The 12,685-nt window shown below is 71.4% G+C and carries 11 protein-coding genes; 4 read left to right on the top strand and 7 right to left on the bottom strand.

What is annotated here, in order from left to right:
- Window position 1: 1 nt before the first annotated feature.
- Genes BR98_RS10155 through BR98_RS10130 form a run of 6 tightly spaced genes read right to left on the bottom strand, consistent with a single transcriptional unit; the run spans window position 2 to window position 5,099 of the window.
- Window positions 2-322: a DMT family transporter gene (locus tag BR98_RS10155; protein ID WP_035841856.1), complete on the bottom strand. Its 321-nt coding sequence runs from the start codon at window positions 320-322 to the stop codon at window positions 2-4.
- Between the two features lie 5 nt (window positions 323-327).
- Window positions 328-993 carry an HAD family hydrolase gene (locus BR98_RS10150; protein ID WP_035841855.1) on the bottom strand — a complete coding sequence of 222 codons (666 nt, stop codon included), beginning with the start codon at window positions 991-993 and terminating at the stop codon, window positions 328-330.
- Between the two features lie 2 nt (window positions 994-995).
- Window positions 996-2,087, bottom strand: coding sequence for an ABC transporter ATP-binding protein (locus BR98_RS10145; protein WP_051969534.1), 1,092 nt, complete (start codon window positions 2,085-2,087; stop codon window positions 996-998).
- 43 nt (window positions 2,088-2,130) lie between these two features.
- On the bottom strand, window positions 2,131-2,943 hold the full coding sequence (locus BR98_RS10140; RefSeq protein WP_035843898.1) for an ABC transporter permease: 813 nt from the start codon (window positions 2,941-2,943) through the stop codon (window positions 2,131-2,133).
- Between the two features lie 8 nt (window positions 2,944-2,951).
- The gene (locus BR98_RS10135) at window positions 2,952-3,929 is read right to left on the bottom strand and encodes an ABC transporter permease (RefSeq protein ID WP_035841853.1); all 978 of its coding nucleotides are present in this window, start codon (window positions 3,927-3,929) and stop codon (window positions 2,952-2,954) included.
- 9 nt (window positions 3,930-3,938) lie between these two features.
- Entirely contained in the window at window positions 3,939-5,099 is a 1,161-nt protein-coding gene (locus BR98_RS10130; RefSeq protein ID WP_035841851.1) for an ABC transporter substrate-binding protein, read from the bottom strand.
- 343 nt (window positions 5,100-5,442) lie between these two features.
- Here BR98_RS10130 and BR98_RS10125 point away from each other — a divergent pair, with 343 nt between their 5' ends.
- Window positions 5,443-6,240, top strand: coding sequence for a GntR family transcriptional regulator (locus BR98_RS10125; protein ID WP_051969533.1), 798 nt, complete (start codon window positions 5,443-5,445; stop codon window positions 6,238-6,240).
- A 33-nt stretch (window positions 6,241-6,273) separates the two neighbouring features.
- Here the strand turns inward: BR98_RS10125 and tmpA are convergent, their stop codons facing one another.
- Window positions 6,274-7,914: a 2-trimethylaminoethylphosphonate dioxygenase gene (gene tmpA / locus BR98_RS10120; RefSeq protein ID WP_035841850.1), complete on the bottom strand. Its 1,641-nt coding sequence runs from the start codon at window positions 7,912-7,914 to the stop codon at window positions 6,274-6,276.
- A 378-nt stretch (window positions 7,915-8,292) separates the two neighbouring features.
- On the opposite strand from tmpA, the gene BR98_RS10115 reads away from it, so the two are divergent.
- The 3 genes from BR98_RS10115 (at window position 8,293) to BR98_RS10105 (ending at window position 12,199) form a co-directional block, all read left to right on the top strand.
- Entirely contained in the window at window positions 8,293-9,384 is a 1,092-nt protein-coding gene (locus BR98_RS10115; protein WP_035841848.1) for an amidohydrolase family protein, read from the top strand.
- 24 nt (window positions 9,385-9,408) lie between these two features.
- On the top strand, window positions 9,409-10,086 hold the full coding sequence (locus BR98_RS10110) for a uracil-DNA glycosylase (protein WP_035841846.1): 678 nt from the start codon (window positions 9,409-9,411) through the stop codon (window positions 10,084-10,086).
- Between the two features lie 901 nt (window positions 10,087-10,987).
- Entirely contained in the window at window positions 10,988-12,199 is a 1,212-nt protein-coding gene (locus tag BR98_RS10105) for a TolB family protein (protein ID WP_035841844.1), read from the top strand.
- Window positions 12,200-12,685 lie beyond the last annotated feature (486 nt).

Below are 12,685 nucleotides of genomic sequence, written 5' to 3'. Positions count from 1 at the left end.
GTCAGTGGGTGGCCCGCAGGTTGAGCAGCACCACGCCGACGATGATCAGCGCGATGCCCAGCAGCTGCGGCTTCCCCAGCTGCTCGCCGAAGGCGACCATGCCGATCGCCGCCACCGCCGCGGTGCCGGCGCCGGACCAGACGGCGTAGGCGACCGAGACGGGTATCTGCTTCAGCGCCTGGCCGAGCAGCACGAAGGACAGCACGTACCCGATGCCCACCCCCACACTCGGCCACAACTTGCTGAAGCCGTCGGTGAGTTTGAGGCAGCTGGTGGCGCAGACCTCGCTGAGGATGGCGAAGGTGAGGAGGAGGTAGGGCATGCCGGCTATTCTGCGGGCCGGGCGGTGAGCCCGGCGAGCAGGGGCAGGTCGGCCAGCAGCAGGCTGGACAGCAGCGTGATGCCGGGGCCGGCCGGGATCGCCACGTCCGAGGACGGGACCGCCAGCACCGCGCAGCCGGCCGCGTGCGCCGAGGCGACGCCGGTCGGGGTGTCCTCCACGGCCACGCAGACGGCGGGGTCCAGGCCCAGGTGGGCGGCCGCGGCCAGGTAGGGCGCCGGGTCCGGCTTGGTGCGCTCGGTGTCCTCGGCGGCCAGCGTGACGGTGAACCAGTCCCGGCCGAGGTGGGTGAGCACCAGGTCGACCACCTGCCGGGGCGAGGCGGAGACCAGCGCGGTCGGCACGGCGGCGTCGCGCAGTTCGGCGAGCAGGGCCAGCGCGCCCGGGCGCGGCACCACTTGGGCGGCGACCCGGCTGGTGAACGCGGAGTTGAGGCGCTCGCCGAGCACCGCCGCACCCGGCGAGCCGGTGACCACCGAGTCCAGGTGGGCGGCGGTGTGCTCGACCGCGTGGCCGAGCACCTCGGGCAGGTCGGAGTCACCGAGGGTGTACCCGACCTCGGCGGCGACCTCGGCGGTCGCCTCCCACCAGAGGTGCTCGGTGTCGACCAGGGTGCCGTCCATGTCGAAGAGGACGGCGGAGGGAAGCGGCATGGTCAGTTCCCCGCAGTGGTGCGCACGTCCACCAGGACCGGGCGGTCGGGCAGCACCAGCGAAGCGCTGCCGCCGATCGGCAGCTGCGCCGCCTGCTCGGTCGGCAGGTCGGCCTTGACCAGGGTGCCGTCGGACAGTCGGACGGTCAGCCGGGTGACCGCGCCGAGGAAGCTGGCACCGGTGACCACGGCGTCCCCGCCGGGCGTCAGGCCGACGTTCTCCGGGCGCACCAGCACGTCCAGCGCGCCGGACCTGGGCAGCACGCCGTCCACCGGGTGGCGCCGGCCCAGCACCTCGACGCCGTCGCCGGAGCGGACGGCCGGGATCCGGCTCATGGTGCCGACGAACTCCGCGACGAAGGCGGTGGCCGGACGCGCGTACAGCTCGCTGGGCGTCGCGCACTGCTCCAGTCGGCCGGCCCGCAGCACCGCGACCCGGTCGGCCATCGACAGCGCCTCCTCCTGGTCGTGGGTCACGAACAGGGTGGTGATGCCGAGCTCCTGCTGCAGCCGGCGGATCTCCTCGCGCAGGTTGAGCCGCACCTTGGCGTCCAGCGCCGAGAGCGGCTCGTCCAGCAGCAGCACCCGCGGCTGCAGCGCCAGCGCCCGGGCCAGCGCGATGCGCTGCTGCTGGCCGCCGGACATCTGGTGCGGGTAGTGCCCGGCCCGCTGCGGCAGGCCGACCAGCTCCAGCAACTCCTGGGCCTTGGCCCGCCGTTCGGCCTTGCCGAGGCCGCGCATCTTGAGCCCGAAGGAGACGTTGTCCACCGCGGTCAGGTGCGGGAAGAGGCTGTAGGACTGGAAGACCATGCCGGCGTCGCGCTTGTGCGCGGGCGTACGGGTGACGTCCTCGCCGTCGACCAGCACCTGGCCCGCGTCGTGGGTCTCGAAGCCGGCCAGGATCCGCAGCGCGGTGGTCTTGCCGCAGCCGGACGGGCCGAGCAGGGCCAGCAGCTCGCCGGGGTGGACCGTCAGGTCGAGTCCGTCGAGGGCGACCGTCGAGCCGAACGCCCTGCGCAGCGAACGGAACTCGACGGTGGCGCTGCCGGGGTGCAGCGGCGCCCCGTAGGGCGGGGCGACAGTGGAGGTGGTCATGGCGGTGAACTCCTGGAGAAGCTGTACGAGGGGGCGCGGGGGATCAGGACCGGGCGCGCCGCTGGCGGCCGACGGCGGACATCAGCAGCAGGACGATCCAGACGATCAGCAGGCTCAGGATCGAGACCGCGACCGACATCTGGCCGTCGCTCTTGCCGTTGGAGTTGATCCACACCGAGAACGGCGCGAAGCCGAGGATGGCGGCGGTGGTGAACTCGCCGAGGACCAACGCCACGGTGATCACCGAGGCGTTGAGCAGCGCGGTGCGCAGGTTGGGGATGACCACCGAGACGACCGCGCGCGGCCAGCTGGCACCGCAGCTGCGGGCCGCCTCGACCAGGGTCTTGACGTCCACCCCGCGCAGCCCGCCGTCGATCGCCCGGTAGGCGAACGGCAGTGCCATCGGCACGTAGGCGATGACCAGCACGATGGGGAAGTTCTGGTCCTGGATCACCATCAGCGTCTGGTAGAAGGGCGTGGCGCGCAGCTTGGGCGCCCAGCCGAGCACGTTGCTGATGCCGGTGGTGAGGGCGACGACCGGCACCACCAGCGGCAGCGAGCAGACGAACTCCAGCACCGGGCGCAGCTTCGGGGCGCCGAGCCGGACCGCGATCATGGCCGGGACCAGGACCAGCAGCAGCACCACGACGCTGGTCACGGCCAGCTCCAGGCTGAGCTGCAGGGCCGGCAGGAACCCGGGGGCCTTCAGCAGCTGGGTGTAGGCGTGGAAGTCGATGCCCTTGCGGCTGTCGATGCTGAAGTAGGCCGAGGCGGCCAGCGGCACCGCGAAGTACAGGCCGCCGAGCAGCATGACCGTGCCGCGGCCCCAGCGCACCTTCGAAAGACGGTTGTTCATCGGGGGGTTCAGCTCAGCCACTTGGCACTCCGGCGCTGGAGGGGCAGGTAGATCGCCATGACCAGGCAGGCGACCACGATCATGTCGAGGCCCAGGGCCATCGCCACGTTGCCCTGGCCGACCAGCACGTTGCCGGAGAGCGCGTCCGCGATCTGCAGGCTGACCAGCGGGATCGAGGAGCCCACCATGGCGTCGGCGGTGGCGTAGGCGGCGAAGGCCGAGCCGAAGAGCAGCACGAAGCCGCCCAGCAGCGAGGGCAGCAGGATCGGCAGCGCGACATGCCGCCAGTACTGCACCGTGGTGGCCCCGTTGTTGGCCGCCGCCTCACGCCACTGCACCCGCAGACCCTCCAGGGCCGGGGTGATGGTGAGGATCATCAGCGGGATCAGGAAGTACAGGTACACCACCGACAGGCCGGTGAAGGTGTACAGGCTCCAGCCGTGCGAGGTCAGCTTGAACTGCTTGGTGATCTCACCGGAGTTGCCGAGGGTGGCGACGAACATGAAGGCCAGCGGGACACCGCCGAAGTTGGCCAGCACGCCGGAGCCGGCCATCACGGCCTCGCGCAGCGCGCGGAACCGGGAGGTGGCCACCGCCTGGGCCAGCGGCAGGCCGATCACGGTGCCGAGCAGCGCGGTGAGCGCGGAGAGCTTCACACTGCCCCACAGCGAGGTCGCGTAGGCGCCCTGCAGGGAGTGGGTGACGTTGCCGGTGGTGAAGGTGCCGCCGCCGTCGGGGGCGTCGGAGGAGGTGGTGAAGGCGCCGATCAGGATGGCCAGCGCGGGCAGGCCGAAGCCGATCGCGAAGAAGGCCAGCAGCGGCACGGTGGCCAGCCAGGCGCCGCCACGGGGGCGTCGGCGGCGGGCGTGCGCGGCGGTGCCGGGGGCGGTGGGGGGTGAAAGCGTGGCGGCAACGGCCCCGGGGCCGCCGCTGAGCGTCTCAGCGGCGGCCGGGGACGGCGCCGGGGTGGGAGCCGTGTCATTCATGATGGATCGTCAGCCGCCGATCGCCTTGGCCCAGTTCTCGGTCACGACCTTCTTGGCCGCGTCGGTCTGCTCCTGGGTCGGGAAGGTGGTGAAGGGCTTCTCGATGGCCGGCAGCTTGGCCACCGAGGCGGCGTCCAGGGTGCCCGCAGTCTTCATCGCGTCGAACAGGGCCGGGGTGGCGTAGCCCTTGAGGAAGCCGTTCTGGCCCTCGGCGGAGTAGAGGTACTCCTCCCACAGGCGGGCGGCGGCCGGGTGCGGCGCGTCCTTGTTGATCGCCTGGTTGTAGTACTGGGCGTAGGAGCCGTCCGAGGGGATCGACACCTTCCAGTCGATGCCCTTGTCCTTGAACTTGTCGGCGTAGCCGGAGCTCAGGTAGGACCAGTCGACGGTGATCGGGGTCTCGCCCTTCTCGATCGTCGCCGGGGTCGCCTCGACCGGGTTGAAGTTGCCGGCCTGCTTCAGCTTGCCGAAGAAGTCGATGCCGGGCTGGATGTTGTCCAGCGAACCGCCGTTGGCCAGCGCGGCCGCGTAGACGGCGCCGAAGGCGGCACCGGCCTTGGTCGGGTTGCCGTTCAGGGCGACCATGCCCTTGTAGGCGGGGTTCAGCAGGTCCGCGAAGGTCTTCGGGCAGGTGCCGACCTTCTTGGCGTCGCAGCCGATCGACATGTAGCCGCCGTAGTCGTTGTAGCGCAGACCGTTGGCGTCCTTCATGGTGGCCGGGATCTTGTCGAAGTCGGCGACCTTGTAGGGGGCGAGGATGCCGCTGGAGGCGGCGCTCAGCGCGAAGGCGCTGCCCAGGTCGACCACGTCGGGGGCGCGGTCCTGGCCCTTGCGGGAGTTGATCGCGTTGATCTCGTCCTGGCTCGAGCCGTCCGGGTTCTCGTCCTCGATCTTGATGCCGTACTTCGCGGTGAAGCCGTCCATCAGCTGGCCGTAGTTGGCCCAGTCCCGGGGAAGGGTGATGACGTGGAGGTTGCCCTCCTTCTTCGCGGCGGCGACCAGGGCGTCCATGCCGCCGAAGTCGGCAGCGGAGGTGGCGGCCTTGGCGTCCTTGCCGCCCGCGGCCTTGCTGTCGGTGGAGGAGCCCGCGGAGCCGCAGGCGGTGAGGGAGAGCGCGGCGGCGGTCAGCACTGCCGCGAAGGCGGCGGCACGGGCGCGGTGCACGGTCACGGGAGGATCTCCTGGATCGAGGTGCGGCAGAGGGTCGCACGGCAGGTGCGCGGCTGCGACATGGAGGGGTGAGTCGGGGCCTGATTGGCCATCAAGTTGGCCAGCCAACTTCCTCCGACGCCGCCAAGTACGCCGGACCCCGGTGACGGGAAGGTGAACGGGCGCCCCAGAACAGGGGGCGGCTGCGGGAACGGTGCTGCCCGGATGGTGGATAACCGCCCATGTGGTGCGCGAACGGCCGACGCCGAACGGATAGGGTCGGACCCGTCCAATGCCGCGAACGTGGGCCGGACACTTGATCTGGGAGGGGGAACCGGTGGGAACGAGCGTGACGGAGAACGCGATGCAGTTGGACGGCCAGGAGGACGCGGCGGGCCAGGAGAACGGTCCTGACGCCGGTGGCGCCCTCTACCGCCGGGTTGCGGCCGACCTGCGCGAGGCGATCACCACCGGCGCCTACGGCGAGGCCGGCCGGCTGCCCGCCGAGGGCGCGCTGGCCGAGCGCTACGGCGTCTCGCGCGGCACCGTGCGCCAGGCGCTGGCGGTGCTGCGCGCCGACGGCCTGGTCACCTCCCGGCGCGGGACCCGGCGGGTGGTGCTGGGCAACGCCCGCGTGCAGAGCTTCTCCGAGCTGCTCAGCTTCACCCACTGGGCGCGCTCGATGGGCGAGGAGCCGGGCGGCCGGCTGGAGTCGCTGATCCGCCGGCCCGCCGACGCCGCCGAGCGCGAGCAGCTGCGGCTGGACCCGGGCGCCGAGGTGTACGTGACGCTGCGGCTGCGCACCCTGTCCGGCACCCCCGTGATGGTGGAGCGCACCATCTACCCGCCCCATGTCGGCGTGCTGGTCGCCCAGCTGCCGGCCGACGTGGTCTCGCACACCGAACACCTGCGGGAGCACGGGATCCTGTTCACCGACGCCGACCACACCATCGACGTGGTGACCGCCAACGCCGAGGACGCCAAGCTGCTCGGCTGCCGCCGCGGCGCCCCGCTGCTGCGCGAACGCCGCCGCACGACCGACCCCACCGGGCGCCCGGTGGAGTGGTCGCAGGACCGCTACCTGCCCGGCACGGTCGCCTTCAGCGTGCACAACTCGCTGGCCACCTCGGCGCTTTCCCGGCACGCGCGGGAGAGCGACTAGGGCCGGACAGGACCTGGCGCCGGCTGCCGGCCGTCAGGCGCTGGCCATCAGGGTGGCCAGCAGCGGGCGGAACTCCTCGAAGCCGGGCGTTCCGGCGTCGACCGCCTTCGCCTGGTCGTCCCAGCGGCGCACGGCGATCGCGTCCGCCGCGCCCGGCAGTTCGGCGAAGGCGGCGGCCTGCGCGGCGTCGTACGGGCCGCCCTGCACCAGCAGGGTGTACTCGGAGGCCTCCGAGAGGCCGGCCCGGTAGGCGGGTTCGACCGTGCACAGGTACCGCTTGGCCGCCACGTGCAGCCGGATCGGCTCGGTGACGGCCGGGCCGAACCACTGGGCCAGCCAGTCGGCGCCGGTGTCGCTGTGCCGGTTGTCCTGGCCCTGCATCAACTGGCGCCCGGTCACCGCTCCTTGACTGTGCTGGTCGAAGAAGTGACCCACATCGTGCAGCAGCGCCGCGGCCACCAGGTGGTCCGGCGCCCCCGCCGCCCGGGCCAGCGCCGCCGCCTGCAGCATGTGCTCGGCCTGGGTCACCGCCTCGCCCAGGTACTCCTGTGCGCCCTCCCGCTCGAACAGCTCCTGCAGTTCGTCCAGCGCGGCCGTGCGCCGGTCCAGCACCGCCAGGGTGGAGGCCAGCGAGTCCAGGTCGGCGTAGCACCCTTGCAGGTGCCGGCGCCCTCCCCCAGCCCCCTCGGGGGACTGGGAGGTGCCCCCAGGCTCAAAAGCGGTCCGGGCGTGCAGCAGCCGGACGTTGTCGAAGACCAGGCAGTCGCCCGGCCCCAGCCGGAACTCCAGCTGCAGCTCGGGCCGCAGGGTGATCTCGGCGAACCGTCGGTAGGCGGCGTAGAAGGCGTCCAACTCCGCCGTGGGCAGGTCGAGTCGGCCGATCGAGCGGTTGTTGAACCGGACCTCGCGGATCCGCCCGCGCGGGTCGGTCTCGATCAGCGGCCGGTCGGCCCGCAGCTCGGTGCGCCGGTCGCGGAAGACGAACGGCACCAGGGTGCGGGTCAGCACCGCGAAGTCGGCCGGCGACTCGGCGCGCAGCAGCGCGGCGGCCCGGAAGCCGTCGGCCAGTCCGGAGTCGCCGCCGACGGCCGCGTTCTCCAGGCAGTGCAGCAGCTGCAGGGTGGGTACCGGGTCGCGGTACGGGTTGTCGGTGTGCGGCGCGATCGCCACGCTGGTGAAGGCCAGGTTGTTCGGGTCCGGCTCGACCCGGACGTCGAACAGCTCGCCGTAGTTGGTCTGCCGGACGTAGCCGAAGCTCTCCGCCACCGCGCGCACCTGCCCCGGTCGGCACGGCACTTCGCGCAGCACCACGAAGCCGAAGCGCTGTACCGCGCGCAGCACGGCGGCCTGCTCGGCCGGGTCGGCCAGGTACGCCGACCACTGCGCCTCGGGGATGCCGGCGGCGAAGTCGGCGGCCTGCCAGAGCTGCTTGCCCTGCTCGGTACGCCGGTCGTCCCCGCCCGGGGTGGCCGGCCAGTCCTGCGGGTAGCGCGAGCGGTGGCCGTCCGACCAGAGCACCTCCAGCTGCCCGTCCCGCGTGGTGCTGGCGGCCACGGCGAGGTCCGCGGGCAGGTCGGTGATCTGGAAGAGCTTCTGGTCGGTGCGCGGGTCCCGGCACTGGGTGCAGGGGCAGTTGTCGCGCAGCCAGTACGGGGAACGGGCTGGGTCGGGCATGGCGAGTCCTTCGGCTCTCGTGAAGTTGTATAGCCAACTTCGCCTGAGAGGGACCCTGTCGAAGACGGGTGAGCAGCATGCGGCCGGCAGGTGGCGGGCGGCTGAACAGGATGGGGATGGGCTGCGCCCGGACTCGACGGGACCGGGGGGTGGTCCCGTCGAGCCCGGGCGCGGGCTCGACGGCGGCGACGGAGACAGGCGCGTCGCGGGCGGCGAGCCGCTGGAGCGGCCGGGTCGAATGGGCGGATGCGACCCGGCCGGCTCCGCGTGGAGAGGGCCTGGTAATGAGTCAATCACGCTTGTCATGTGTAGTCAATGAGCCTGTCAAGATCCTGTGGTAGGCGGAAGATCCACTCCGGCCCGGCATAGAGTGCGGGCATGACGGATGGCGTGGTGCTGCACATCAAGGGGCGGGTGCTGGTCGGCCCCGACGAGGTGAGGGACGAACTCTGGGTGCTGGACGGCCGGGTGAGCCACCAGCCGCCGGTCGGCGCCCGGGACGTCCGGACGGTCGCCGGCTGGGTGCTGCCCGGCCTGGTCGACGCGCACTGCCACGTCGGCCTGGACGCGCACGGCGCGGTCGACGAGGCGACCAGCGAGAAGCAGGCGCTGACCGACCGGGAGGCCGGCACCCTGCTGATCCGCGACGCCGGCTCGGCCGCCGACACCCGCTGGATCGACGAGCGCGAGGACCTGCCGAAGATCATCCGAGCCGGCCGGCACATCGCCCGCACCCGCCGCTACATCCGCAACTACGCGCACGAGATCGAGCCCGGCGACCTGGCCGCCTACGTGGTCCAGGAGGCCCGGCGGGGCGACGGCTGGGTCAAGCTGGTCGGCGACTGGATCGACCGCGACCGCGGCGACCTGGCCGCCTGCTGGCCGGCCGACGCGCTGAACGAGGCGATCGCGGCGGCGCACGCCGAGGGCGCGCGGGTCACCGCGCACTGCTTCGCGGCCGAGTCGCTGCCCGACCTGCTAGCCGCCGGTATCGACTGCGTGGAGCACGCCACCGGCCTGACCGAGGAGTTGATCCCGCTCTTCGCCGAGCGGCGGGTGGCGATCGTGCCGACCCTGATCAACATCGCCACCTTCCCCAAGCTGGCCGACGGCGGGCAGGAGAAGTTCCCGGCCTGGTCCGCCCACATGCGCCGGCTGCACGAGCGCCGCTACGACACCGTCGGCGCCGCGCACGAGGCGGGCGTCCCGGTCTACGTCGGCACCGACGCCGGCGGCTCGCTGGCGCACGGACTGGTCGCCGCCGAGGTGGCCGAGCTGGTCAAGGCCGGCCTGACCGCCACCGAGGCGCTCTCGGCAGCCAGTTGGGGAGCCCGCGAATGGCTCGGCCGGGACGGCCTGACCGAGGGGGCGTCGGCCGACCTGGTGGTCTACGCCGCCGACCCGCGCGCGGACGTGCGGGTGCTGGCGGACCCGCAGTTGGTGGTGCTGCGCGGGCGTCCGGTCGGCTAGGGCTGGGCCGATAGGGTGAGCGGTATGGCACCACGTCCCCTGCATGAGATCGTCGAACCCGGTTGGGCCCAAGCCCTGCAGCCGGTGGCCGGGCGGGTCGCCGCCATGGGCGAGTTCCTGCGCGGCGAGTTGGCCGCCGGGCGCACCTACCTGCCGGCCGGGCCGAACGTGCTGCGCGCCTTCCAACAGCCGTTCGACGAGGTGCGGGTCCTGATCATGGGGCAGGACCCATACCCCACCCCGGGCATGGCGATCGGTCTCAGCTTCGCGGTCGACCCGCAGGTGCGGAACCTGCCCGGCAGTCTGGTCAACATCTACCGCGAGCTTGGCCAGGACCTCGGTGGTCCGCCGCCCAGCAACGGTGACCTGACGCCGTGGACCCGGCAGGGTGTGCTGCTGCTCAACCGGGCGCTGACCACGGCGCCCGGCAAGCCGGCGGCACACCGCGGCAAGGGTTGGGAGGAGGTCACCGAGCAGGCGATCCGCGCCCTGGTGGCCCGTGGCGGCCCGCTGGTGGCGATCCTGTGGGGGCGCGACGCGCGCAACCTGCGCCCGCTGCTCGGCCCGGTGCCGGCTGTCGAGTCGGCGCACCCGAGCCCGATGTCTGCCGACCGCGGCTTCTTCGGCTCCCGCCCGTTCAGCCGCGCCAACGACCTGCTGGTCAACCAGGGAAGCCAGCCTGTGGACTGGCGGCTGCCCTAAGCTTGGCGTTTAACTTCGGCGGGTTCCTTGATTGACTCCGTGACCCTACCTTCGGTTTGGGAATCGCTTCTGAGCGCTCACAGGACTGTCGTCAAGACCTTCGGTCAACTCGGCGATGATGTCGGGCGGAGCGCCGCATCCGCGCGCCGCGAGGGCTCGACGGATCGCCTGCTAGCGCAAACGATGGCCCCTTTCGCGGAGAACCGCTCCTCCCCCGACTGCATGTCGGGCGCTTCGACGAACCTCCGAACGGTAGGGCTCCCCACCGCGGCAAGGTGCGACGCGGGGGAGCCGACAATCCCATCACCGACTTCCGGCCTGCCCGCGGAGCGAGCAAGAAATGTCGCACCCGTACGGTCCTTTCGCCTCCAGGACCGAGAGATCACCAACCATGTGAGTACACGTCAGACCCCGTTCATATCAGCCAGATTGATGCGCGAAATTGAGCCCCGGAAGGGCATCCGTTCCAGATCCAGGGCTGGTTGACATAGTAATTGTTTGCGCTAACAATCAGCTCTGGGGAGACATCAGAACGGATACGGATGTCCATCGACAACTCGGTCCGGCTGCGGCTATCGGGTTCCGATCCGTGCACGCGTGACCTGCGTCTGCGCCTTCCCTGTCTCTCCGTTTGCAGCGCAACTCTCCGGGACCGCCACTACGAGGTCACCGGACGGGCCGCGCCTCCTCCTTACCGATCGGAGCACATATGCCACGTCCTACCGCAGCACGCCGCCGACTGCCCGTCAGGGGTCCCGCCGTCCTGGGTGCGGCATCCGCCGCGCTGCTCCTCGCTGTGAGCCCCGCTGTGGCCGCCCCCGCCTCCCCGGCCCCACCCGCCAGCCTTGTGATCCCGATCTCCGCGTCGCAGAGCGGCGTGGCGGGGAACGGCTACAGCACTATGCCCAGCGTCTCCGCGGACGGCCGTCTGGTGGTCTTCCAGTCGAGCTCCACAGACCTGGTCGCGGGGATACCCACGCCTCCGCCCGGCGACGAGGACGCCCCGCCTCCCCCGGCTCAGATCTACATACGGGACGTCGTCGCGGGCACCACCAAGCTGGTGTCCGCCTCTGCGAGTGGCACACCTGGCGACTTCAGCAGCGACACTCCGGTGATCACGCCCAACGGCCGCACCATCGTGTTCTACTCCTACGCGACGAACCTGGTCCCCGGCGACACCAACGGCTCGTCCGACGTCTTCGAGTACGACGTGGCGACGGGTGTGACCACCCGGGTGTCCCTCGCCGCGGACGGCAGTCAGGCGAACAACGGCGTGCTGCCGGGCTACCACAGTCCGGCAGCGGTGTCCGACGACGGCAAGACGGTGGTGTTCACCTCCAGCTCCACCAACCTGGTTCCCGGGGTGGGAAGCGCGTCGAGCGCTCTGGTGTACGCGCGTGACCTGCGGCGCGGCACCACCGTCCTGGTCTCCGCGAACCAGGCGGGACAGCCGGCACAGGACTTCAGCCAGGGTCAGGCGATCTCGGGCGACGGAAGGGTCGTGGCGTTCTCGTCACTCGCGAGCAACCTGGTCCCCGGCGACACCAACAACAACTACGACGTGTTCGTCCGGGACCTGAGGACGGGCACCGTCACCCGGGTGTCGGTCAGCAGCACCGGAGCCCAGGGAACCGGCAGTTCCAGCACCGACCCCGTCATCTCGCGGGACGGGAGCACGGTGGCGTTCATGTCGGGCGCGAACGGGCTGACCTCGGACGGGCCGGCCAACCCCACGGGAGACATCTTCGTGCGCAACCTGCGCACCGGCACCACGGTCAAGGCATCCATCGGTCTGGACGGCCAATCCGGCAACGGCTGGAGCGGGAGCCGCGCTGCCTCGCTGTCGGCCGACGGGCGGTACGTCTCCTTCCAGTCACTGTCCACGAACCTGGTGTCACAGCCCCTGGCCTCCGGCTACCACGTCTTCGTGCGTGACCTGCTGTGCAAGAACACGCGCGTGGTGACGACTGCGCCCAACGAGAGCGGGGGCGGCGGATACGCGGGCGGTCTGACCGCGTCCGGGAAGTACGTGGTCTTCTACTCCTGGGCCTCCGATCTCGTTCCCGGGTGGACCAACAGCAGCAACCCGCAGATCTACCTCCGCAGGATCTGAGGCTCGGCCGTGCGGCGGGGCACCTGCCCGGGTGCTCCGCCGCACGGTCCATCTCCCCGGCGCTCGTACGAGCGGGCCGAACACGTCCGGCACCCAGGGCGACGCGGCAAGGACCGCCCCCGCCGACAGGCTTGCCCAGCTGGTGTCGGCGAAGGTGTCGGCGAAGGGATACGCAGGCCCCCTCGTCGCTCAAGATCCCACTTCCGATCAGGCATTCGAGGCCGCAGCCGTCTGCGTGTCGGCTGTGATGTCGTCGAGCGGCCCTCGCGCACACGGGAGGCGTCGCGCTGCCGACGTCGCGGCAACTGCGGAGGGCCACTTCACCGGCCGATGTGGGCTGGGCCCGCCGGGTAACGGGGTGGGCGTTGTCGGCGGCGGTGAACCGTGACCCACTTTGGGCTGTTGAGTTCTGACCCTTCGCGTCGTCGAAGCTGCAGTTGCCGATGCCAGAGGTGACATTCGGCGATGGGGGCATGGCGTTCGCCA

It is taken from the genome of Kitasatospora azatica KCTC 9699 (assembly GCF_000744785.1).
GTDB lineage: Bacteria > Actinomycetota > Actinomycetes > Streptomycetales > Streptomycetaceae > Kitasatospora > Kitasatospora azatica.
Note: the sequence above shows the minus strand (reverse complement) of the source record. Positions and strands in the feature narration are given on the sequence as shown.